The sequence below is a fragment of the Streptomyces sp. NPDC022910 genome, assembly GCF_055561075.1.
This window is the reverse complement of the sequence record NZ_JBVHHL010000039.1, coordinates 1-22,655: the sequence shown is the minus strand read 5'-3', so window position 1 is coordinate 22,655 and position 22,655 is coordinate 1. Positions and strand designations below refer to the sequence as shown.

Annotated in this window: 21 protein-coding genes and 1 pseudogene; 7 read left to right on the top strand and 15 right to left on the bottom strand. The window is 70.2% G+C overall.

Going from position 1 to position 22,655, the window contains the following annotated elements; all coding sequences use genetic code 11:
• Nucleotides 1-5: 5 nt before the first annotated feature.
• Nucleotides 6-176 (bottom strand): hypothetical protein, encoded by a 171-nt coding sequence (locus ACZ3TS_RS29480; protein ID WP_467623875.1) that lies wholly within the window; start codon nucleotides 174-176, stop codon nucleotides 6-8.
• 86 nt (nucleotides 177-262) lie between these two features.
• Nucleotides 263-835, bottom strand: coding sequence for a GNAT family N-acetyltransferase (locus ACZ3TS_RS29475; protein ID WP_467623874.1), 573 nt, complete (start codon nucleotides 833-835; stop codon nucleotides 263-265).
• Nucleotides 836-1,046: 211 nt separating this feature from the next.
• Here ACZ3TS_RS29475 and ACZ3TS_RS29470 point away from each other — a divergent pair, with 211 nt between their 5' ends.
• Complete coding sequence (locus ACZ3TS_RS29470; protein WP_467623953.1) at nucleotides 1,047-2,255, top strand: glycosyltransferase; 1,209 nt, start codon at nucleotides 1,047-1,049, stop codon at nucleotides 2,253-2,255.
• Nucleotides 2,256-2,334: 79 nt separating this feature from the next.
• Here the strand turns inward: ACZ3TS_RS29470 and ACZ3TS_RS29465 are convergent, their stop codons facing one another.
• Both ACZ3TS_RS29465 and pepN read right to left on the bottom strand, forming a co-directional pair.
• Nucleotides 2,335-3,396, bottom strand: coding sequence for a hypothetical protein (locus ACZ3TS_RS29465; protein WP_467623872.1), 1,062 nt, complete (start codon nucleotides 3,394-3,396; stop codon nucleotides 2,335-2,337).
• A gap of 254 nt (nucleotides 3,397-3,650) precedes the next feature.
• On the bottom strand, nucleotides 3,651-6,263 hold the full coding sequence (gene pepN / locus ACZ3TS_RS29460) for an aminopeptidase N (RefSeq protein WP_467623869.1): 2,613 nt from the start codon (nucleotides 6,261-6,263) through the stop codon (nucleotides 3,651-3,653).
• Between the two features lie 157 nt (nucleotides 6,264-6,420).
• Between pepN and ACZ3TS_RS29455 the strand changes: the two genes are divergently transcribed.
• Nucleotides 6,421-7,083 (top strand): mycothiol-dependent nitroreductase Rv2466c family protein, encoded by a 663-nt coding sequence (locus ACZ3TS_RS29455; RefSeq protein WP_467623867.1) that lies wholly within the window; start codon nucleotides 6,421-6,423, stop codon nucleotides 7,081-7,083.
• A 247-nt stretch (nucleotides 7,084-7,330) separates the two neighbouring features.
• Here ACZ3TS_RS29455 and ACZ3TS_RS29450 read toward each other — a convergent pair whose 3' ends face one another.
• The 8 genes and pseudogenes from ACZ3TS_RS29450 to ACZ3TS_RS29415 all read right to left on the bottom strand — a co-directional run bounded on the left by ACZ3TS_RS29450 (nucleotide 7,331) and on the right by ACZ3TS_RS29415 (nucleotide 14,415).
• Nucleotides 7,331-7,504 (bottom strand): hypothetical protein, encoded by a 174-nt coding sequence (locus ACZ3TS_RS29450; protein ID WP_467623866.1) that lies wholly within the window; start codon nucleotides 7,502-7,504, stop codon nucleotides 7,331-7,333.
• Nucleotides 7,505-7,632: 128 nt separating this feature from the next.
• Nucleotides 7,633-9,009 carry an amino acid permease gene (locus ACZ3TS_RS29445; protein ID WP_467623864.1) on the bottom strand — a complete coding sequence of 459 codons (1,377 nt, stop codon included), beginning with the start codon at nucleotides 9,007-9,009 and terminating at the stop codon, nucleotides 7,633-7,635.
• A gap of 119 nt (nucleotides 9,010-9,128) precedes the next feature.
• A complete protein-coding gene (locus tag ACZ3TS_RS29440; protein ID WP_467623862.1) occupies nucleotides 9,129-10,022 on the bottom strand; it encodes a TauD/TfdA dioxygenase family protein in 894 nt (297 codons plus the stop codon).
• A gap of 11 nt (nucleotides 10,023-10,033) precedes the next feature.
• Nucleotides 10,034-10,240: pseudogene (locus tag ACZ3TS_RS29435) on the bottom strand (LLM class flavin-dependent oxidoreductase); the annotation flags it as partial.
• Between the two features lie 102 nt (nucleotides 10,241-10,342).
• Nucleotides 10,343-11,077 carry an ABC transporter ATP-binding protein gene (locus ACZ3TS_RS29430; protein WP_467623861.1) on the bottom strand — a complete coding sequence of 245 codons (735 nt, stop codon included), beginning with the start codon at nucleotides 11,075-11,077 and terminating at the stop codon, nucleotides 10,343-10,345.
• Complete coding sequence (locus ACZ3TS_RS29425; RefSeq protein ID WP_467623859.1) at nucleotides 11,053-11,892, bottom strand: ABC transporter permease; 840 nt, start codon at nucleotides 11,890-11,892, stop codon at nucleotides 11,053-11,055. Before ACZ3TS_RS29425 ends, ACZ3TS_RS29430 begins: the two co-directional genes overlap by 25 nt.
• A 5-nt stretch (nucleotides 11,893-11,897) precedes the next feature.
• Nucleotides 11,898-12,965, bottom strand: coding sequence for an ABC transporter substrate-binding protein (locus tag ACZ3TS_RS29420; RefSeq protein WP_467623856.1), 1,068 nt, complete (start codon nucleotides 12,963-12,965; stop codon nucleotides 11,898-11,900).
• Between the two features lie 250 nt (nucleotides 12,966-13,215).
• A complete protein-coding gene (locus ACZ3TS_RS29415) occupies nucleotides 13,216-14,415 on the bottom strand; it encodes an ROK family protein (RefSeq protein WP_467623853.1) in 1,200 nt (399 codons plus the stop codon).
• 587 nt (nucleotides 14,416-15,002) lie between these two features.
• Between ACZ3TS_RS29415 and ACZ3TS_RS29410 the strand changes: the two genes are divergently transcribed.
• Nucleotides 15,003-15,581, top strand: a complete 579-nt coding sequence (locus tag ACZ3TS_RS29410; RefSeq protein WP_467623852.1) for a biotin transporter BioY — start codon at nucleotides 15,003-15,005, stop codon at nucleotides 15,579-15,581.
• On the opposite strand, the gene ACZ3TS_RS29405 is transcribed toward ACZ3TS_RS29410, so the two are convergent.
• The gene (locus tag ACZ3TS_RS29405; protein ID WP_467623849.1) at nucleotides 15,571-15,756 is read right to left on the bottom strand and encodes a hypothetical protein; all 186 of its coding nucleotides are present in this window, start codon (nucleotides 15,754-15,756) and stop codon (nucleotides 15,571-15,573) included. The two genes, ACZ3TS_RS29410 and ACZ3TS_RS29405, sit on opposite strands and share 11 nt — an antisense overlap.
• Before the next feature lie 301 nt (nucleotides 15,757-16,057).
• Nucleotides 16,058-17,533, bottom strand: coding sequence for an amino acid permease (locus ACZ3TS_RS29400; protein WP_467623847.1), 1,476 nt, complete (start codon nucleotides 17,531-17,533; stop codon nucleotides 16,058-16,060).
• Nucleotides 17,534-17,798: 265 nt separating this feature from the next.
• Between ACZ3TS_RS29400 and ACZ3TS_RS29395 the strand changes: the two genes are divergently transcribed.
• Together ACZ3TS_RS29395 and ACZ3TS_RS29390 are read left to right on the top strand one after the other, a co-directional pair.
• Nucleotides 17,799-18,284 carry a ribose-5-phosphate isomerase gene (locus tag ACZ3TS_RS29395; protein WP_467623845.1) on the top strand — a complete coding sequence of 162 codons (486 nt, stop codon included), beginning with the start codon at nucleotides 17,799-17,801 and terminating at the stop codon, nucleotides 18,282-18,284.
• 161 nt (nucleotides 18,285-18,445) lie between these two features.
• The gene (locus tag ACZ3TS_RS29390; RefSeq protein ID WP_467623843.1) at nucleotides 18,446-19,255 is read left to right on the top strand and encodes an Fpg/Nei family DNA glycosylase; all 810 of its coding nucleotides are present in this window, start codon (nucleotides 18,446-18,448) and stop codon (nucleotides 19,253-19,255) included.
• A 15-nt stretch (nucleotides 19,256-19,270) separates the two neighbouring features.
• On the opposite strand, the gene ACZ3TS_RS29385 is transcribed toward ACZ3TS_RS29390, so the two are convergent.
• Entirely contained in the window at nucleotides 19,271-20,500 is a 1,230-nt protein-coding gene (locus ACZ3TS_RS29385) for a GNAT family N-acetyltransferase (protein ID WP_467623841.1), read from the bottom strand.
• Nucleotides 20,501-20,649: 149 nt separating this feature from the next.
• On the opposite strand from ACZ3TS_RS29385, the gene ACZ3TS_RS29380 reads away from it, so the two are divergent.
• Entirely contained in the window at nucleotides 20,650-21,828 is a 1,179-nt protein-coding gene (locus ACZ3TS_RS29380) for a PP2C family protein-serine/threonine phosphatase (protein ID WP_467623840.1), read from the top strand.
• Between the two features lie 322 nt (nucleotides 21,829-22,150).
• Nucleotides 22,151-22,477: a hypothetical protein gene (locus ACZ3TS_RS29375; protein ID WP_467623837.1), complete on the top strand. Its 327-nt coding sequence runs from the start codon at nucleotides 22,151-22,153 to the stop codon at nucleotides 22,475-22,477.
• The last annotated feature ends 178 nt before the right edge of the window (nucleotides 22,478-22,655 follow it).

The window sequence follows — 22,655 nt, the reverse complement described above, 5'->3', positions numbered from 1 at the left end:
CCCGCTCAACCGCCGCGCACCCGGGCGACGTCGCGTTCTGCCGGGACGACGACGGGCCCGGCGTACGACGTGACGAGGCTCAGCCCCCTGGCGTCCTCGAGCGGCAAGATGATCTCGGACTCCTCGTACCTGGTCACGACCGCGGACGGCCGCCACCCCCTCGTCTTCGACGTCACCTTCGCCGTCACCTTCGACGGCGACCGGGCGGGGACGGTGACGCGGTGTTCGAGGCGGAGTTCTGCGGCAACTGAGCCGCCCCGGGTCAACTCTGCCGTGGCAGCACCAGTTCGGCCCGCTCCACGGCCGGCTCCCGGGGCCCCGTCGAGCGGTTGGCGGTGGTCGGGCCCTGGGGGGCCGGGCCGGTGAAGCGGAAGGCGAGCGACGACAGGAAGCGGCGGCCCCGGGGCCAGTCCACCGGGACCGTCGCCGTCACGCGGGTGGTACCGGAGGCTGCCGCCCGGTCCAGGAGCGCGGTGGCCACGGCCCGACCCGTCCGCGTGCCCCACAACGACGAGTGCAGCAGGAACAGACCCACCGCACAGGCGTCCGCTGCGGGGAAGCGCAGCACCACGTCGATGATCCCGACCACCGGACCGGCGGTGTCCTCGGTCACGACCAGGATCCGCTTGTCCTGCCAGTCCGCGCCCGGCGGCAGGCTGTAGTAGAGACTCTGCAGGTCGGCGGGGCCGGAAGGCAGGCCGGTGGCCGCCTCGACGTACCCGGTGTCCGCCTCGAAGAGCGCCAGGACGCCCGGCTCGTCGTCGGGCCCGGCCTCCCGCACCGTGTAGACTCGCCCGTCCGCCATGGTGATCGTGGTGTTGATCGGCTCGGTCATCCACTCATCGTCACACCGGGTTCGCGCGGGGACCAGCGAATTGCGAGGGCACCGAATTGCGGAGTAAACCCATCCGACCCGGACATGAGACGCTCCGTTCATCTGTTTGAAATATCTGTGCCGCCTCATATCGGACAACCCGCTGTTCACGGGGATGGTTCGAGATTTGTGCAAGGCGGGTGGTCGTGTGCTCATGAGGCACGGTCTGCGCGTGCTCTCGGTCTACGAGGGCTTCTTCTCCGGGGGCGCCCGGATTCTCCACACCGACGTCGTCCTGGGACTGCAGGAAGGCGGCCAGTACCACCGTGTGCTGAGCGTCCACGGGGAAGTGCACCGTGAGGCGACCCGGCAGGCGATGCAGGACGACGCCTGCTACCGGTCGCTGACCGCGGCCGGTGTGGAGGTCACCTCCCTCGGCCGCACCTTCGGCCTGCCCGGGAGCCTCGCCGCCGACCCGACGCTGTTCACCGGGCCGGAGCTGGCGACGACGGCCAGGGCGATGGCGGGCGCCGACGTCATCCTGTCGCTCAAGGAGCAGCCGCTCGGCCTGCTCAACCAGGCGGGTCTGCCGCGTCGGCCGGTGGTGGTCAGCCTGCACCGCTCGGACCCGGAGAATCAGGGCGCGGCGCTCGACGAGCTGAAGGCCGCCATCGCCGACGGGACCGTGGTGGCCTGCGTCTGCTGCGCCGAGTCGACCCGGGCCGCCTACGAGGCCGCCGGAATCCCGGCCGGTGTGCTGCACGTCATCCCCAACGGCGTCGACCTGTTGCGCTTTCGGCCCGACCCCGGTCGGCGGGTCCAGCTGCGGGCCGGGCTCGGCATCCCGGACGCTGCGCCGGTCGTCGTCTTCGCGGCCCGGTACGACGCGATGAAGAACGTCCCGTTGTTCCTGCGCGCCGCGCGTGCCTGGCTGCGCCGCCGTCCCGGCGGGCACGTGCTGATGTGCGGTGCGGGCATGAGCGAGGGCCAGCCCGGGCTGCGTGCCGACATCGAGGCCGCCTTCGGCGACGATCTGCGGCTCGCGGACGGGCTGCACCTGCTGGGGGTGCGGCGCGACATGGAGAGCGTCTACGCGGCCGCCGACGTGGTGGCGCTGACCTCGGCCTGGGGCGAGGCGGCTCCGCTGTGCCTGATCGAGGGCATGATGTGCGGGGCCGTCCCCGTCACCACCGATGTCGGCGACAGCGCGGCGATCGTGGCCGGGCACGGTTTCGTCACCCCGACGGACCCCGAGGCGATCGCGCGGGCCTGGGACGATGCCGTCGCCGCCCGCCCCGGTCTCGCGCCCGTCTTCGAGCGCAGCCGCGAGCGCTTCAGCCGCACCCGCATGATCGCCTCGTACGCCGCGCTCATCGACCAGGTCCACGCGGATTCGGTCAGGCCGTCCCTGTCGGAGCCGCCGCTGCCCGAGCCTCTTTGACCGGAGCGGTTCACGAGGAGGGGCCGCCGACCGTCCGGCGGCCCCTCCTCTCCCCTCCTGATGGCCGCCCCGGTGGTGACTACCGGGGCAGCACCACGACATACGCGGCCGGCTCCCGGTCCGCCGCGGCCATCAACGCCGTGCGGACCACGGCCGCCTGCTGCTCCGGCGCGACCCGCAGCTTCTTCGGAGTGAGGTGGACGACCGTGATGCCGAGCCGCTCCAGCTGTTCGCGCTTGCGGGCGTACTCCGACCACAGCGTGTCGTCCTCCTGGCGGAAGCCGTGGCGCGGGGCCGGGTCCAGTTCCAGTGCCACCGCCTGCTCGGGCCAGTAGGCGTCCAGGCCGCCGAGGTAGGGGCCGCCGGCGAGCTTCAGGTCCACGTTCCACACCGGGTCGGGGAGGGTGTACTCGCGCACCATCCGATACAGGCGGTCCTCGGCGATCGCCCGGCTCTCCGCCAGGAGCGAGTCCACCGCGTCCACCACGTGCGGGCGGCTCAGCAGCTTCGCCTGGTTCAACTCCCTTACGACGGAAGCCGGTTCGCAGTGTCCGCCGCGTACCGCCTCGGTCAGCAGGCGGCGCACCGTGCCCGCGTCCTGCAGGTGTGCCACCGCGTCCGCGACGGCGCGTGCAACCGGTGCGACGGGCAGGTCCGTGACCTGCCGCGGGGTCGGCATCGCCGGTGTGCGGACCACCCGCGCGCAGCCCGCGCTGCGCAGTCGGCGCATCCGCGGGACCAGGACGTCGATCCTCTCCAGCGAGGTCAACGGGGGTGAGCAGCTGAAGCCGTGCAGCGTCAGCGCGGCCAGGCCCGTGATCACCGCGTCCGGCTGGGGGAGCGGGGGACGCGCGCCGTCCGCGTCCGGCTGGGACGGGACACCCGGGGCCGGGCTGCCGAGCGACGAGCGCGTCGCGTAGAGCAGCACCGCGTGCAGGCGTTCGTCGGATGTCGGCGGGCCGGGGTGGAGCAGATACACGCCGGGCAGGAACTGCTGCCAGGCGCCGCCGGGCCGGCACTGCTCGTTGACTTCGGCGGCGGTCACGCCGTGGGCGCGCAGCTGTGCCGTGGTCAGCACCCGGCGCTGCATCTCCGACAGATGGCTGAGGGGGCGGGGGGAGAGCGGGGTGTTGTGGGTCATGACCCCGGAGTTCCCGCGTCCGATCCACCTCCTAACCCCTGTTACACGGCTGTCGACAAATATGGACAAGATGGCACTAAAGTACGCGCGTTCGACTGCCGAAAGAGGCTGGTCCGGATGCGGGAAGCGGAGGGTTACGGGTTCGGATACTCGTATTTCGTAACTGTCGTCCCTGAACATCTGTCGACCGCCGCCCCGCCGCGAGAGCGCTCCGGCCGGGGTCGCCTGTGCGGTGGCCCCGGCCGAGGGGCGTTCTAGCGCATCGCCTGGGCGTCGCGTACCTGTCCGCGCAGGGTGCGTGCCAGGTCGTCGCGTGCCTCCAGTACCAGCCTGCGCAGCGCCGGAGGGGCGTCCTCGTGTGCGGCGAGCCACGCGTCGGTCGCGTCCAGGGTCTCCGGTGAGTCCTGGAGCGACGGGAACAGGCCCCGCACCACGTCCATGCCGATCTGGATGGAACGCTCGGCCCACACGCCCTCGATCGCCGCGAAGTACTTCGCCGTGTAGGGCGCGAGCAGCTCCCGCTGCGACGGCTGCACGAAGCCCGCGATGGTCGCCTCGACGAGCGCGTTCGACAGGGCGTCCGACTCGACGACCTGGGCCCAGGCCTGGGCCTTGACCGCCGCCGAGGGGCGCGCCGCCAGACAGCGGACCTGATGGCGCTTGCCGGAAGCCGTGTCGTCGCGGGCCAGTTCCGCCGCCAGCACCGACTCGTCCGCGGCACCGTGCGCGGCCAGCGGCTCCAGGAACGCCCATCGCAGCTCCTGGTCCACGTCCAGGCCGTCGATCTTCGCCGTGCCCTGCAGAAGGCCCGCGAGCAGCTGCAGATCCGCCTCGCTCGACGCCACCGCAGCGAAGAACCGGGCCCACGTCAGCTGGTGCTGGCTGCCCGGCTCCGCCTGCCGCAGCTCGCTCAGTGCGCCCTCCGCCAGGAGCTGCCCGCCGGTCTCCCGCCACTCGGGCGCCGCGTAGTACGTCAGCGCCGAGTTCGCCCAGGTGTGCAGCATCTGCAGGACGCCGATGTCGGACTCACGGCCGGCGAACCGCAGCACCAGGTCGACGAAGTCCCGCGCCGGCAGCAGCGCGTCCCGGGTCAGGTTCCACAGCGCCGACCAGCACAGCGCCCGTGCCAACGGGTCGGTGATGTCACCGAGTCGGTCCTTCAGGGTCTCCAGCGAGGACTCGTCGAAGCGGATCTTGCAGTACGTGAGGTCGTCGTCGTTGACCAGGACCAGGGCCGGGGCCTCAGCACCCACCAGTTCGGCCACCACCGCACGCGGGCCGTGGACGTCCACCTCGGTGCGTGCGTACCGGACGAGAGTGCCGCCCTCGCCGCGGTACAGGCCCACCGCCACCCGGTGCGGGCGCAGTTCGCCACGCGGCGGAGCCGCAGATTCGGATGCAGCGGACTCGGCCGCCTCCTGGAGCACGGACAGCTCGGAGATCCGCCCGTCCTCGCCGAGCAGCACCTGCGGGGTGAGGGAGTTGACGCCCGCCGTCTGCAGCCAGGACCGCGCCCAGGCCGCCATGTCCCGGCCGCTCGTCTCCTCCAGGACCGACAGCAGGTCGCCGAGGCGCGTGTTGCCGTACGCGTTCCGCTTGAAGTAGCGGCGCGACCCCTCCAGGAACGCGTCCCGGCCCACGTACGCCACCAGTTGCTTCAGCACCGAGGCGCCCTTGGCGTAGGTGATGCCGTCGAAGTTGAGCTTCGCGTCCTCCAGGTCGCGGATGTCCGCCGTGATCGGGTGCGTCGACGGCAGCTGGTCGGCGCGGTACGCCCACGCCTTGCGGTTGTTGGCGAAGGTGATCCAGCCGTTGGTGAAGCGGGTCGCCTCCACCAGCGACAGCGAGCCCATGAAGTCCGCGAAGGACTCCTTCAGCCACAGGTCGTCCCACCACGCCATGGTCACGAGGTCGCCGAACCACATGTGGGCCATCTCGTGCAGGATCACGTTGGCCCGGCGCTCGTACGACGCCTGTGTGACCTTGCCGCGGAAGATGTACTCCTCACGGAAGGTGACCAGGCCCGGGTTCTCCATCGCGCCGAGGTTGTACTCGGGCACGAACGCCTGGTCGTACTTCCCGAACGGGTACGGGTAGTCGAAGTGGTCGTGGAAGAAGTCCAGGCCCTGCTTGGTGACCAGGAAGACGTCGTCCGCGTCGAAGTGCTTCGCCAGACCCTTGCGGCACATCGCGCCGAGCGGGATCTCCAGCGTCGTACCGTCGTCGAAGGTGCGGGAGTAGGTGTCCGTGACGTAGTGGTACGGGCCCGCCACCACGGCCGTGATGTACGTCGAGATGGGCTTCGTCTCCGCGAAGCGCCACACACCGTCGTGCCGCTCGCCGACGCCGTTGCTCCACACCGTCCAGCCCTCGGGGGTGCGCACCTCGAACCGGAAGGGAGCCTTGAGGTCGGGCTGCTCGAAGTTGGCGAAGACGCGGCGGGAGTCCGCGGGCTCGTACTGCGTGTAGAGGTAGACCTCGCCGTCCTCCGGGTCGACGAAGCGGTGCAGGCCCTCGCCGGTGCGGGAGTAGGCGCACTGGGCGTCGACGACCAGCTCGTTCTCGGCGGCCAGGTCCTCCAGCCGGATGCGGGCGCCGTCGAAGACCTCGCCGGGGTCGAGGTCCTTGCCGTTGAGCGAGACCGCGGTGACGCTCGGGGCGATCAGGTCGGCGAAGCTCGTGGCGCCCGCCTCGGCACAGCGGAAGCGGATCGTGGTGACCGAGCGGAACGTGCGCGACCCGGTGTCCGCCTCGCCGGGTGCCTCGCCCACCGCGGAGCGCAGGTCGAGCGACACGTCGTACCCGTCGACGGACAGCAGGGCGGCCCGCTCCTGGGCCTCGTCGCGGGACAGGTTCTCACCGGGCACGGGCGGCACTCCCTCTGGTCGACTGGGTGGGATGAGCAGGACCGATCCTCCCACGTACCCCTGACACGGGGCACGGGGCGCAGCCGGTGAGGATCCCGGGAATGGCGCAGGCCACCTCGGATGTTGCACGATCAACGACCGCTTCTTTAGGAGAGCCATGTCCGAAACCGTGACCGCTTCCGGCAAGACCCCCGTCGACTTCTGGTTCGACCCCCTGTGCCCCTGGGCCTGGATGACCTCCCGCTGGGTCCTGGAAGTGGAGAAGGTCCGGGACATCGAGGTCCGCTGGCACATCATGAGCCTCGCCGTGCTCAACGAGGACAAGCTGGACCAACTGCCGGAGGAATACCGGGAGATGCTCGCGACCAAGGCGTGGAAGCCGGTGCGCGTGGTGACCGCGGCCTGGCAGAAGCACGGCGCGGACGTCCTCGGCCCCCTGTACACCGCCCTCGGCACCCGCTTCCACAACCAGGGCGAGGGACCGACGCTCGAGGCGATCGCCGCCGCGCTCGAGGACGCCGGGCTGCCCGCCGACCTGATCGACTACGCCGACCAGGAGGACTTCGAGTTCGACGCCGAGCTGCGCGCCTCGCACAAGGAGGGCATCGAGAAGGTCGGCCAGGAGGTGGGCACGCCGGTGATCGCGGTCCCGGGCGCCGACGGCGAGCAGATCGCCTTCTTCGGTCCGGTGGTCACCCCGGCTCCCAAGGGCGAGGACGCGGCGAAGCTGTGGGACGGCACCCTGGCGGTCGCCTCGGTCCCGGGCTTCTACGAGATCAAGCGCACGCGGACGAAGGGTCCGGACTTCAGCAACCTGTAGGGCGGTCGGCGGGCACCCTGCCGGAGGGGTACCTGTCGCGTGGTGGGCGCACGCGGCCTGTCGGCTCCGCACAGCGCCGCCGACCGTCGGGTCTTCCCGCAGTTGCGTAACGCGGCGGTGACCGAACTCCGCCTCGAGGGACGTCGGCCTCCCTGTGCCCTGCGCCTGAACAGGACCGGCCCCGCGCATCATGTCCTCGCGGGGCCGCTCCCTTCATTCGCCTGCCGCGTGAAAGGTGAGAAGACGATCACGAGCAGGACGCTTCATACCGCTCTCCGGGCGCCAGGAGCAACACGTCGGTGCGGGACCCGGCCGCCTCATGACGCTTCGCGACGTCCTGCCGGCCCCTCGGCCCCGGGCGCCTGGTGCTGTTCTTCTCCAGGCCGTCGTACGGCAGGTCGGGCGGCGTGCAGACGGGCATGACAGGTCCTCTCCGCACCCCCTTATTGCACAACTCTTGCAACTGCACGCTACCAACAACGAGGACTGGGCAGGCAACAAGAAGGCCCCCACGTGCGCCACGTGAGGGCCTCTCGGCGGTGTGCTGTGTCAGCTCCTGGCTCGCGCCCGCTGCCACGCGTAGCCCACGGCCGCCAGGACCAGCGTCATCCCGCCGGTCGAGTACAGCTGGACGCGGGTGTCCGGCTGCCGTGCCATCAGGACGAAGATCGCCACCATGCCCGCCACCGCGACCCAGGTCAGCGCCGGGAAGGCCCACATCCGGACGACCAGCTTCTCGGGTGCCTCCCGCTCCAGGCGGCGGCGCAGGCGCAGCTGCGAGACCGCGATGAAGAACCAGACCACCAGGATGACCGCGCCGATCATGTTCAGCAGCCAGGGGAAGGCGTCGTCGGGCCGCCAGTAGCTGAGCGCCACGCAGGCGAAGCCGAAGACACAGGAGGTCAGCACGGCGGTCCGCGGGACGCCTCCGGACACCCTGGCCAGCGCCTTGGGGCCCTGACCCCGTTCCACCAGCGAGTACGCGATGCGCGAGGAGCCGTAGATGTTGGCGTTCATCGCCGAGAGCAGGGCGACCAGCACGACGACGTTCATCAGCCGGCCGGCGCCGGGGATGCCCAGGTGGTCGAGGGCGGCGACGTACGGGCCCTTCTCGACGACCTCCTTCGAGTCCCACGGGACCAGGGTGACGATGACCGCCATCGAGCCGACGTAGAAGACGGCGATGCGCCACATCGCCGTGCGGACCGCGCTCGCCACGCCCTTGACGGGGTTCTCCGACTCGGCCGCCGCGATGGTGACGGTCTCCAGACCGCCGTATGCGAAGACCGACGCGAGCAGGCCGATGACAAAGCCCTCGCTGCCGTGCGGCAGGAAGTCGCTGAGATTCGAGGCGCCCGGCGAGTCCGTGCCGGGCAGGACGCCGGCGATCGCCAGCACGCCGAGCACCAGGAACAGGGTGATCGCGCCGACCTTGAGCGCCGCGAACCAGAACTCGAACTCGCCGAAGTTCTTCACCGCGGCCAGGTTCGCGCCACAGAAGACCAGCATGAACAGGGCGACCCACGCCCACTCGGGCGTGCCCGGCAGCCAGCCGGTGACGATCTTCGCGGCGCCGATGCCCTCCAGGCCGACGGCCGTGCACAGCAGCACCCAGAACGACCAGCCCGCGGTGAAGCCCGCCCAGGGTCCGATGGCCCGCTCGGCGTGCGCCGAGAAGGAACCCGACGAGGGATGGGCGGCCGACATCTCGCCGAGCATCCGCATCACCAGCATGACGAGCAGACCGGAGGCGGCGTACGCGATCACGATAGAGGGGCCGGCGGCGGCGATGCCCGCGCCGGAGCCGACGAACAGACCGGCGCCGATCACCCCGCCGAGGGCGATCATCGACAGGTGGCGTTGCTTGAGGCCGTGGGAGAGCGCGACGTCCGGCTTCGTCGGCGTCTCGACCGTGGTACTGGGCATGGAGGGCTCGTTCGGTGCGTGAGGCGGGCAAAAACCCCCACAGTCTGGGCGGCCTCTCCGCTCACACGGAGAGGCCGCCCACTATCCGGACGTGTGTCGCACGCAGGGTGAGCGTACGGTCACGCAGCGACTGGCGTGTAATGCGAGGCGTCGCCCTCGATCGAGTAGCTCTCCTTGCCCTCGATGCCGACCGGGATGTCGCCGGCCACGGTCACCCGATTCAGGCGGCGCGGCAGGCCGTCGTAGTTGTCGATGGCGTAGTGCTGGGTGATGCGGTTGTCGAACAGGACCAGCTGGTTCGGCGACCAGCGCCAGCGCAGGATGTTCTCCGGACGGGTGACGTACGCCTGCAGCAGGTCCAGGATCTTCCGGGACTCGGGCAGGGACAGGCCGACGATCCGCTGCGCGAACCCACCGATGAACAGCCCGCGCTCGCCGGTCAGCGGATGGACGCGGACGACAGGGTGGGCGGTGCGGTACTTGATCGACGTGAACTGGGCCCGCTGGGCGGCCTTCCCCTCGTCGATCGCCTCGTCGGGCACCGCGTAGTCGTAGTCGTTGGTGTGCTCGGCCCACAGCGTGTCGGCGAGACGGCGCAGCGGTTCGGGCAGGTCCCGGTAGGCGGCCGCGGCGTCGGCGATCAGGGTCTCGCCGCCGTAGGGCGGGATCGTGATGCTGCGCAGGGTGCTGGCCTGCGGCGGGTTGAGGACGAAGGTCACGTCGGTGTGCCAGTGGTTGGCGCGGCCCCGCTCGCTGTCGACGGGCAGCACGTTGGGGGCGTCCTCGACGGCGGGCACCGTCGGGTGAGCGGTGGTGAGGTCCCCGAAGTGGCGGGCGAAGGCCTGCTGTCCCTCGTCGTCCAGGTTCACGTCGTCGAAGACGAGCGCCTTGTGCGCGTTCAGAGCCTCCCGGAGGGCGGCGACGGTGCCGCCGTCCAGTGGCTTGGAGATGTCGACGCCGGAGATCTGGGCGCCGATGTTCGCGGTGACCTTGCGGATCTCGATGTCAGCCATGTCGGAACCTTTCAGTGAGCGGTGAGTGCCGGAGTGAGGTACTGGTCGGCGGGACGCGGAAGGCCGTAGCGCTTCCGCGGGGTCTGGCGGAGGCCGTACTCGTTGCGGAGCAGGCGTCTGGCGCGCGGGATCGGGACCACGTGATCGGCGAAGGCCCCCAGGCCGGAGGGCAGCACGGCGGGCATGATGTCGAAGCCGTCCGCGGCGCCCTTGACGTAGGGGCCTGCTCGACGTGCGCGAACGGGTCGCTCTCCGGCAGCCGCCACGACGCCTCGTGGTGGTCTGTGGTCATCAGGAACGCGTTCAGGTGAGTTGTCCCGTCATGCGTGGTCCTCCGTCACGCCCAGCGCGGCGAGCAGTCGCTCCCGGTACTCGCCGAGCAGCGGGTCCCGGTACGAGCGCGGGTGCGGGCGGTCGATGGTCAGGTCGAGGCCGATACGGCCCTTGTCGAGCACGAGCACTCGGTCGGCGAGCACGATCGCCTCGTCCACGTCGTGGGTGACGAGGAGCACGGACGGCTGGTGGCGCTTCCACAGCTCCCGCAGCAGGGCGTGCATCTTGATCCGGGTGAGGGCGTCGAGGGCACCGAACGGCTCGTCGGCAAGGAGCAGTTCGGGTTCGCGGACCAGGGAGCGGGCCAGGGCGGCGCGCTGGGCCTCGCCGCCGGACAGCTCGTTCGGCCAGGCCCGTTCGCGGCCCTTCAGCCCCACCTCGGCGAGGGCCTCGCGGCCCTTCTGCGCCGCCTCCTTGCCGTCGAGGCCGAGGAGCACGTTGTCCAGGATCCGGCGCCAGGGCAGCAGCCGGGAGTCCTGGAAGACCACGGACACCCGTTCCGGGGCGGTGAGCCGGCCGCTTCCGGCCACGTTGTGGTCGAGACCCGCGACGGCCCGAAGCAGCGTGCTCTTGCCGGATCCGCTGTGCCCGAGCAGGGCCGTGAACTGGCCGGCCGGGAGGTCGAGATCGATACCGTCGAGGACCGTACGACCGTCGAAGGACCTGGTCAGTCCGCGGAGTTGGACGGCGGGCCGGGTCAGCTGCTCAGTGTGCGGCGCCATGACAGCACCCTCCGTTCGATGAGACGGACCGCGCTGTCGGAGACGAGGCCGAAGATGCCGTAGACGAGCAGGCCCACGAGGATGACGTCGGACCGGCCGTAGTTCTGGGCCTGGAACATCATGTAGCCGAGGCCGCTCGTGGCGTTGATCTGCTCCAGGACCACCAGGCCCAGCCAGGAGCCGGTCACGCCGAGCCGGAGCCCGACGAAGAAGCCGGGCAGCGCGCCGGGGATGACGATCTGGCGGATGAACTGGAACCTCGACAGGCCCTGTACCTCGGCGAGTTCGACGAAACGGCTGTCGATGCCGGACAGTGCGGCATGTGTGTTGAGGTAGATCGGGATGTAGACGACGATCGCGATGATGGCGATCTTGAAGGTCTCGCCGATGCCCAGCCAGAGGATGAACAGCGGGATCAGTCCGAGGGTCGGGATCGCCCGGTTGAGGTTCACCGTCCCGTCGATCAGCGCCTCGCCGACCCGGCTGAGCCCGGACGCCAGCGCGAGGGCGACCCCCGCGGTCAGTCCGATGGCGAAGCCGTAAGCGGCGCGCTCGAGTGACGTCAGGACATCGGTCGGCAGGGTTCCGGCCGACCACAGGCGACCGGCCGTCTTCAGCACCGTCCAGGGAGCCGGGATCGCGCCCGGGTCGAGCTGTCCGGCGGCGGAGGCGGCGGCCCACAGGGCGAGGAAGAGGGCGGGGCCGATGAGCCGGGTGGCGGGCGGCCGCTTGCCCGGGGAGAGGCCGCGGCGCCGTCGTACCCGATGGCTCTCCTCCTCGACCGTCACCGGTGCTGCGGTGGTCGTGGTGGTCATGGTCGTCACCTCCGGTACTCCGCCGGTACGGCCTTGGCCGCGATGTCCTCGAAGCGGTGGTCGAAGAGGGAGGAGACATCGAACTTCTTCACGAAGCCGCCCTCGGCGAGCAGGTCGGCGGTCTCCTGCTCCCACTTGATCGCCTCGTCCCACCTGGGTGGGAAGAGGGGCTTGTTCGCGAGCGCGCTGATCGACTTGGCCTGGTCGAGGGTCAGGTTCTGCGTCTTGACGTAGAAGTCCTCGTTCCAGATGTCCGGGTGCTCGTACTGCCACACCTGGCCCTGCGCCCACTGCGGGATGTACGCGGCGATCGCGGCGGCCTTCGCGGAGTCGTTCAGCACCGAGGTCGGCGCCCACAGCAGGTTGAGCAGGTCGACGACGTCGGTGGTGATGCTGTGCGCGCCCTTGGGCCCGTACTGCTTCAGGTACGCAGGGGCCTGGCTGTTGGCGAGCGGGGCGATGTCCACCTGGCCGGACTGCAGGGCGGTCAGGAACTGGTTGCTGGTCAGCGGGACCAGGTTCACCTCGTCGTACTTCAGCCCCGCCTCCTTCAGCGCCCGCAGCAGCACCACCCCTTGGGCCTGGCCCTGTGAGAAGGCGAGCTTCTTGCCCTTGAAGTCCTCGACCGCGCTGATGTCGCTGCCGGGCTTGGTGGCGAAGAGGTAGTTGGGTTTTCGGGTGATGTCGATCGCCACGATCTTCGCGTCGAAGCCCTGGTAGTGCGCCTGGATCGGCGGAATGCCCGCGTTGTTGGCGAGATCCAGGGACTTGGCGCGGAAAGCGTTGATGACATCCGGTCCCGCGCCGATGTTCACCCAGCTCGACACCGTGAACGGCAACGCGGGCAGGCCCGCCAGCTTGAACTGCAACTGCTGGGCGTTCTGGTACGAGGCGACCTTGAGGCTGGTGCCGGCAGGAACCCTGTCGGCCAGCGGGGCGGACGAGGCCCCCTGGGTCCCGGCGGCGGCACTGCTTCCCGCGCAGCCGCTCAGTCCGGCCGCAGCGGCGGCGGCGCCGAGCAGGGAGGTCAGGAACAGCCGCCGGTCGACAGCGGGCGCAGGCAGAGATGGCATGGGAGGGCTCCCTGGGTTCACGTGGCAGGCATACGTGGGAAATTCCGGGCAGCGCAAAGCCCGGAAATGAGGGGAAGGCGTAGTGAGAGAAATACGCGCGAAGGCGCCGCGGGAAATCGCCTGACGGAATGTCAGTGCGTCAACGTGTCAGCAACAAAGGGTGCGACAGATCATGCGCGGGCTCATGAACACGATGGTCCTGGCCTGGGCCGGTCCCTGTCAACATTCGGAGTTTCTGAATTAATTCGGCTCAGGTGGAAGCGCTCAGGGGATCCCGGTAGAGCACGTCCAATGCCACCGATCCGCCCGCCACCGCCAGCACGGAATCCGGAAAACTGGTCGGTAGAACGACCGACGCCCGCTCGGCCCCGACCGCCTCCCGCAACGCGGACAAGCAGTCCTCCCGGTGAATCGCACCGATGTCGGTGACGACGACCGTCTCGGGATTGAGCACGTCGAGCAGCAGACCCGCCGCCCGTCCGATCATCCGGGCCCGCTCCAGCAGCAGCCCTGCGGCCACCGCGTTTCCGGCCGCCGCCACGGCGACCACCCGCATCGGGTTCTCGCCCTCGATGACACCCGCCTGCCGGGCCCGTCGGCACAGTGTCCGCTCGCTCAACTCGGCCTGGAGGCAGCCGGCGCGCCCGCAGGCGCAGGGCTCGGTGGCGCCTGGCACGGGCAGATGGGCGACCGCCCCGGACTGGGAGCGGGGACCGTAGTGCACCTCGTCGTTGGTGGCGAAGGCCGCGTCGACGACGTTGCCGACGAACAGGTGCAGCAGGCTGCGACTGCCGCGGGCCCGCCCGAACAGTCGCTCGGCGTTGACCAACGCCCGCGCGTGCCCGTCGACGTGCACCGGCAGCCCGGTGTGCGCGCCGATCACCTCCCGCACCGGCACGTCCCGCCAGCCGAGCAGCGGGTGCTCGACGATGGTCCCGGAGTCGCGGTCCACCCAGCCGCCGGCTGCCACCCCGACCCCCAGGGGGCTGCTTCCGCGGGCGTCGGCGAGCAGCCCGCGCAGCCCGTCGGCGGCCCGCGCCAGCACCCACCCGGGATCGGTGCGGTCGTGCTTCACCTGCCGTTCGGCCACCACCCGCCCGCGTAGATCGAGCAGGGCGACCGTGGTGTACGGCACCGCCACATGGACGCCGCCGACCACGAAGCGCGAGTCGTCGAGGTCGACGGGAACGTGCGGACGCCCCACCCCCTTCGACTGCCGGGGCGCGGCGGCCTCACGGATCAGGCCGAGTTCCGTGAACCGGGTGCAGTAGTCCGTCACCGACGCGGGGGACAGTCCCGTCAGGCGGGCGATGGCGCTGCGCGCCACCGGTCCGTGCTCCAGCACGGAGCGCAGGACGACGCTCGCGCTCGTCCTGCGCCGGTCACGGTCGGCGGCGCGGGCTACGGGGGATACGGGGGAGGTGAGAGTGGGTGCTGCGGTGCGGGGCATGGAAGCTTCCTCGGGAACGGGTCCGACACTGCGCTGTCCGAACGGTGGAGGCGCTCCGGAGCCGCTCCGCCCGCCTCACACGATTCACATGGCTCGTTCGCCTACGGGGCGCTCGGGCCGGTGTCGAGACCGCGACCGTGCTCAGCCCTTCGGGCCTCCGCCCGGTCGGGTCCTCGAAACCGGCACGCCCCTTCGGTTCACGCGCAGGCGGCGACAGGTGGCTGTGCCCTGGCGTCGCAGGTCGACATAGCGACGCGACGTGAAGTTCCGGGCCTGGGCAACCATGGACGTGAAGCTAGCAAAACGGTCCACCTCTGCCCAGACGGCGCCCGACGGGCGAGACGACGCCCGCTCGAGAAACAAGCCCGGTTGGCGAATCCCCACAGTCGCCACCGCGATCAGTGCCGCATCGCGACCCCTCCACCTCAGTGACCGGTATCACGCCGTCCCAGGTGTAAGCCGCGTCTTTTGTGAACAGCCCACCAAGCCCTGGTTCCACCCTTTGTCGAGCGCTGACGGTGATCGGCTCACCGGCCTGGGATAGCGTCACGGTGTCCCGAACCGTCCCAGCGCCGGAGTGAGTCCCCATGAGCACCGCCACCGCAACCGCACGCCCCGGCGAGGTCCTCGCCGACCTGCTGCCCGCGTCCCGGGTCCGCGACGCCGCCCTCGTGGTCGGCGGCGCCGTGCTCACCGGGCTCGCCGCGCAGATCTCGGTGCCCGTGCCCGGCTCCCCGGTGCCGGTGACCGGCCAGACCTTCGCCGCGCTGCTCGTGGGCACGTCCCTCGGCGCCGGCCGCGGCTTCCTGTCGCTCGCCCTGTACGCGCTGGCCGGTGTCGTCGGTGTGCCGTGGTTCGCCGGTGGCGCCTCCGGTGCCGCCGGCCCCTCCTTCGGCTACATCCTCGGCATGCTGCTCGCCTCCACCGTCGTGGGTGCCCTGGCCCGCCGCGGCGCCGACCGTTCGGTGCTGCGCACTGCCGGCGCGATGCTGCTGGGCGAGGCGATCGTCTACGCGGTCGGCGTCCCGTACCTCGCCGTGGCCACCGGCATGTCCGCGAACGCGGCGATCGCTGCCGGGCTCACCCCGTTCCTGATCGGCGACGCCCTGAAGGCGGCCTTGGCGATGGGCCTGCTGCCCACCGTCTGGAAGTTCGTCAGGAAGTGACGTCGTAGTTTCTTCGGAAGAGGTTCGCCGGGTCGTACGTTGCCTTCCGCCCGGCGAGCCTCTTTCGCGTTCCGGCGTCGTACAGCCCGCCGGTGCGGTCACCCGCCCCGAACGCGAAGTTGAGCGCGCGCCCGGTCGTCCACGGTGCCACCTCGGCGAACGCGGGGTCGAGCACCGCCCGGCGCGGCCTCGCGTCCGCCCGTGGGCACGTTCCGGGGCGAGCCCGCGGTCGTCCGGGAATACACCGTCACGGCCAGGGCCGCCTGTGGCCCGTCCGGCTGCTCGGCTTCCGTGCGCACGGGCCGTCGTACGAGATCAGCACCCGGTGCCAACCGGACGTCGAGGACCGCGCGACCACGGTCTACGACCAGGTCAGGGACGGCTTCACGCCGCGTGAGCCGCCCGGCGGGAGACAGCCGGAGGGCCCCGCGGCCGTATGCCGCGGGGCCCTCACCGAGCTCATGCCGGTGCGGTGGTCAGGCGCCGACCTCGGCCCGCGCCCTCTCCGTGTCCTCGACCGGGTCCGCGGTCCGGCCGCCGCCCAGCTTCTGCTTGACCACGGCGATGGTGAGTACCACCGCGGCGACGAGCAGCGACAGCAGGACGGTCTCGCGTCCGTCATGTTCCGTGTCGGTCAGCATGTAGCCGAGGACGAACACGATCAGGGCGGCAGTGGCCCAGGTCAGGTACGGGTACAGCCACATCTTCACGACCAGCTTTTCCGGCGCCTCGCGCTGGATGATCTTCCGCATCCGCAGCTGCGAGAAGCAGATCACCAGCCAGACGAACAGGGCGACCGCACCGCTGGAGTTGACCAGGAAGAGGAAGACCGAGTCCGGGAACTTGTAGTTGAAGAAGACGGCGACGAAGCCGAAGACGACGGAGACGACGATCGCCGCCATCGGCACACCACGGCTGGTCGTCCGCGCGAAGGCCTTCGGCGCGTCGCCCCGCTGGCCGAGCGAGAAGGCCATCCGGGAGGCCGTGTAGAGCCCGGAGTTCAGGCAGGACAGCACCGAGGTCAGGACGATGAAGTTCATGATCTGACCGGCGTGCGCGATGCCGAGGGAGTCCAGGGCGGCGACGTACGAACCCTTCTCCTTGATCGACGGGTCGTTCCACGGCAGCAGCGAGACGACCACCAGGATCGAGCCCAGGTAGAAGACGGCGATACGCCAGATGATGCTGTTGGTGGACTTGGTCACCGCCCGCTGCGGGTCCTCGGACTCGCCGGCCGCCAGTGTGGCGATCTCGCTTCCCATGAAGGAGAAGACGACGAGTAGCACGCCGGTCAGGATGGCCCCGGGACCGTTGGGCAGGAAGCCGCCGTGGTCGGTGAGGTTGCCCAGGCCCGCCTTGTCACTGTCGACGCCGGGCAGCACCCCGAAGACGGCGAGAGCGCCGATGACGATGAAGGCGCCGATCGCCACGACCTTGATCCCGGCGAACCAGAACTCGAACTCACCGTAGGAGCCGACGGAGACGAGGTTGGTGGCGGTCAGGACGACCATGACGATGAGGGCCCAGCCCCACTGGGGCACGGCCGGGATCCAGCCCTCGAGGATCTTGGCGCCCGCGGTCGCCTCCACGGCGAGTACGACCACCCAGAAGAACCAGTAGAGCCAGCCGATCGAGAAACCGGCCCAACGGCCGAGCGCGCGGTCCGCATGGGCGGAGAAGGAGCCGGAGGTGGGGTTCGCCGCGGACATCTCGCCCAGCATGCGCATCACCAGCACCACGAGCGTGCCGACGAGGGCGTACGAGAGCAGGATGCCGGGTCCGGCGGTGGCGATTCCGGAGCTCGAGCCGACGAAGAGGCCGGCGCCGATGACGCCACCGATGGCGATCATCGACAGGTGACGGTTCTTGAGTCCGGCCTGAAGGCCGCCGCCGGGTTCTCCGGGACGGCCGGGGCTGTTTCCGGCCTTGGTGGGGGTCGGCTGCGAGGTCATCGAGGGGTAATTCCTTTGAGCCGGGTGTACGGAATGTGGGGGACACACGTACGTACGGACACTTCTGGATCCGTACGAGCGGTACGGGGGACTCGTACGAGCGGTGTACGAGTCGGTCCAGTGAATCCGAGGCCAATGAATTGGGGAACCTTTGAATCCGGATCGTTACTTGAGGTTTTCTTGAGGTTTTGTAGCCCGGCTCACATTTTTTCCTGGGTAAGTACCCGGCCAGGCCGATGCGCGACAGGCGTGACACACTCGGATCATGCGCGTGTATCTCGGCTCCGACCATGCCGGCTTCGAACTCAAGAACCACCTCGTTGAGTGGCTCAAGGCCGCCGGCCACGAGCCCGTGGACTGCGGGCCGCACATCTACGACGCCCAGGACGACTACCCCCCGTTCTGCCTCCGCGCGGCGGAGCGCACCGCGGCGGACCCCGGCTCCCTCGGCATCGTGATCGGTGGCTCCGGCAACGGGGAGCAGATCGCCGCGAACAAGGTGAAGGGTGTGCGGGCGGCCCTCGCGTGGAGCGAGGAGACGGCGTCGCTCGGTCGGCAGCACAACAACGCGAACGTCGTCGCCATGGGTGCGCGGATGCACACGCAGGAGGAGGCGACGAAGTTCGTCGAGACGTTCCTGAACACGCCGTTCTCGGGTGACGAGCGTCACGTGCGGCGCATCGACATGCTGACGTCGTACGAGACCACGGGCGACCTGCCGCCGATCCCCCCGCACCACCCGCAGGGCTGAGAGCCCCGGCCAGGGGCCGGCACAACGGCGGCGTCCGCAAGGCGCTGTTGCACGCCCGGCATCGCGGCGTGGGGTGTAAGGGTGGAGGGGCAGAGTCCCCGGCGGGGTCCGGGGAGCCCACAGCACTGGGGCGTCGGCGTTCACCGGGAGGTAGGGCAACCGTGCCGGAGGGGCACACCATTCATCGGCTGGCCAAGGACTATGCAGCACGGTTCGGCGGCGGTGCGGTCGGCGTCCGCAGCCCTCAGGGGAAGTTCGCCGACGCCGCCGCCCTTCTCGACGGGGCCGAGCTGCACACCGCGGACGCCCACGGCAAGCACCTCTTCCTCGGCTTCCGCGACAGCGACTGGGTGCACATCCACCTCGGTCTCTTCGGCAAGGTCACCTTCGGCGACGCCCCCGCGCCCCCGCCCACCGACACGGTCCGCCTGCGCCTTGCGAACCCGTCCTCGTACGTCGACCTCCGCGGCCCCACCACCTGTGCGCTGATCACCGACGACGAGAAGGCAGCCGTTCACCGCCGCCTCGGCCCCGACCCGCTCCGTGACGACGCCGACCCCGCGGCCGCGTACCGCCGCGTCTCCCGCAGCCGTACGTCCATCGCCGCCCTGCTCATGGACCAGAAGGTCATCGCCGGCGTCGGCAACGTCTACCGTGCCGAGGTCCTCTTCCGGCACGGCATCGACCCGTACCGGCCCGGTAAGGACATCACCCCCGCCGAGTGGGAAGCGGTCTGGGCCGACCTCGTCGAGCTCATGCACGAGGGTGTGCAGAACAACCGCATCGACACCGTCCGCCCCCAACACACCCCGCAGGCCATGGGCCGCCCGCCGCGCGTCGACGACCACGGCGGCGAGGTGTACGTGTACCGCAGGGCGACCCTGCCCTGCCACATCTGTGGCGGCGAGATCCGCACCGCCGGTCTCGCCGCCCGCAATCTGTTCTGGTGCCCCGGCTGCCAGAGTTCCTGAAGGATCCAGTCGGGTCTAGAACCCGTGCGGCAGCCACGGCGCCACCGCCGAGCCGAACGCGAGCGACGCCTCCGCCAGCGCTCCCTGCCGCAGCTCCCGCACCCGCCCGGCCGCCGCCAACGAGGCCAGGGACACACCGCCGAGGTACGCGGCCCCCAACTCCCGTACCGACATCGCGAGATCGGCCAAGTCCGCCGTGGGCACGCAGGACGCGCCTTTCGCGTCACCCGTGAGCCGCAGGCGCCCGGAGTTCCAGGGGCAGAAGGCGTCCTCGACCTCGAACACCACGTCCACCGGGGCCTGATAGGTCCGTACCTCCAGCGCCGCCGCGACGTCGACGAGACGCACGTACAGCGCGTCGCGCAGCCGCGTCCGGCACCGCCGGATGTCGGAGACCATGTGCTGCCAGCCCTCATCGACCGGGCGTCCGCGTACGGACAGCGTCGTCATCAGGTCGATGCCGAACAGGAAGCGCCACAGTGCCGCGTCCGTCGCCGGGTCGAGCGCCGCCAGGTCCGACAGGGTCACCGTGCCGTCGTGCCCCGAGACCCCCCAGCCGAGTTTGGTGCGGAAGCGTGCGTACCCCGTGATCCCGCCGTCCCGCTCGGCGATCACGCACTGGAGTGGCGACGCCCCGTCCCGCTCGCTCGCCGGGTCGAGCAGCCCCGCCCGCTCCCAGCCGGGCTGCCGCGCCAGCATCCCCGGGCGGACGGGCACCAGCCGTGCGTACACGGCCTCACAGGCGTCGAGGACGTCGGCGGGGGCCGCGTACCGCACTCGTACGTCATCCGTGCCCTCCGGAACGGACAGGCGTACGCGGCTCGTGTCGATCTCGGCGCCCACCTGGAAGGTCGCTGCGCCGTACCCGAACCGGGAGTAGATCTCCGGCTCCGACGCGGTCAGCACCGCGAGCGGCTCGCCCCAGGAACGGATGTCGTCCAGTTGCCGGCGCATCATCGACGTCAGCACCCCGCGCCGACGGTGCGTGGCCGCGACGCTCACCATCGTGATGCCCGCCGCGGGGACCGAGGCGCCGCCGGGCACGGTGAGGCGGAAACTGAACGCGCCCGCCGTGCCCACACACGCTTCCCCATCCCATATGCCAATGGAACGGTCGAATTCGGTCAGTTCGCGCCAGAGTTCAAGCTCTTCAGCTGATTCGTCCGCTCCGCCGAAGGCCCGGAGGAGGTTGCCGTACCAGTGATCCCACTCGTCGGGCCGCAGCACCCGCACGTCCGTCGTCATGGGTCATGCCTACCAGGGCAATGCAGGACGAGCGAGGGGATTTCCACCCGGTTACCAGCCCCCGGTTCCTGTGAAGTTCAGCGCTCGGACGAGGGACAAGTGGGACCTCCCGTGCCAAGCGGCTGGTCGGATGGATAGGGTCCCGAACAATGGCAGCAGGACGAGAGCGGCGCGCGGAAGCCGAAACGTTCACGGCCCGGTTGAAGAAGCAGTGGCACCGGGCCCGCACCGGCATGCGCAGATCCGCTGTGGACTACTTCCGCGGGGACGGCTCGGACTGGGTCGCGCTGGCCGGTCTGTTGCTGACGATTCCGGTGATAGCGGCGACCACCCTGGTGGACCCCGTGTGGTGCTCGCCCGCCGTGCTCGTCCTGCCGATCGTGGCGGGCGGCGTGCTGCTGCGGCCCTCCAGCCTGCTCGGTCTGTATGCCGCCGCGGCCACCGCGCTGATCGTCGAGTCCGTCAGACTCGGCCCGTACACGGAGGGGCCCTCGCGGGTCACCCCGGGCATCGTGCTCGTGGTCGCGGCCTGCGGGTTCTTCGGGCTGCTGATCGCGCAGTTCCGCAGCCGGGTGGGCGTGCCGTGGCGGCGCGGCGGAACCATGCTCTTCGACCTGCGTGAACGCATCCGGGTGCAGAGCAAGCTGCCGAAGCTGCCGCTGGGCTGGCACCGCGAGATGGCGCTCAGACCGGCCGGCGGGCAGTCCTTCTCGGGCGACTTCGTGGTGGCGGCCCGGACGAACGGCGGCCGCACGCTGGAGGTCGTCCTGACCGACGTCTCGGGCAAGGGGATGGACGCCGGATCTCGTGCCCTGTTGCTGTCCGGGGCGTTCGGCGGGCTGCTGGGATCGCTCCCACCCCACGCGTTCCTGCCGGCGGCCAACGGCTATCTGCTCCGCCAGGACTGGGACGAGGGCTTCGCGACCTCCATCCACCTCGTCCTCGACCTGGAGTCGGGCGACTACGAACTGTACTCGGCCGGACATCCGCCGGGCCTCCAGCTCAGCGCGGGCAGCGGCCGTTGGGAGGAGAAGTCGGCGGAGGGACCGCTCCTCGGGGTCTACGACGGCGCCCAGTTCGACTCCGTGAAGGGCTCGCTGCGCTCCGGCGACGTCCTGATGCTGTTCACCGACGGGCTGGTGGAGACGTCCGACCGCGACATCGTCGAGGGCATCGACCGCCTCACCGGAGAGGCCGACCGCTACGTGGCCGGCGGCTTCCACGGCGCGGCCTGGCACCTCATCGAGGCGGTGGCGAAGGACGTCAACGACGACCGGGCGCTGCTGCTGATCTGCCGGGAGGGCCCGACGGCTCAGGCCGCGCGCTGAGCCCGGGAAAGCGATGCCGCCGGAGGGGTCGGGGCGGGGCGTACTGCTCACGCGCCGTCCATACCCCGTTGCCGAACGGCTCATTCGCGGCGGCTGGTCGTCGCACCCGGACAGACGACGACCGCACTCCCGTCCCAACTGCCCCTGAGAGCCGACCGGCTGGGCGGGTTGCGAAGGATGCCCTGTATCACCCCACGGACTGGTCACACGTTTGTGGCGGCTCTGTAAGCGTCGATTGCACAGGCAATCGCCGAGTTGGTAGAGATGGTTCTGTCTACGTCGCAGAGAGCGCACGACCGGCAGGTCGAAACGGGGAGGCGAGATGAAGTTCGACATGGGGGCGCAGACCCTGTCCGCGTTGATGAAGGACTCGCGTGGGTCGAGTGATGATCTGGGGGTGTTGATCCGTCAGTTGGTGGAGGCGGCGCAGCCGTTGGAGGGGAAGTTCAACGGTGCGGGGCGGGTGGCGTTCGATCAGTTCAAGGCGCGGGCGGATGGGATCGCGCGGGAGTTGAACGCGTCGTTGGCGGCGATTTTGGGTGGTCAGTCGGGGATGGACTCTGCGTTCGGTTCGGGTGACCAGGAGCAGGGTGACAACGCGCGGCGTCAGATGGGTGCGGCGAACTTCGACGGGGCGCGGTTCCGCTGAACTGGCTTGGAACGCAGGGCTGTTGAGGTCTGGCCGGGCGTTTCGTCGTGTCTGATGGTGCGGGTCTCGGTGAGGCCTGTCGGTGGACGTCTTTTTGCGGGGAGTGGTGTGTGATGGCGGGTTCGGGTGCGGATCGTCGGTCGTATGACACGGGTGCGTCGGCGGATGTGCAGGGCAG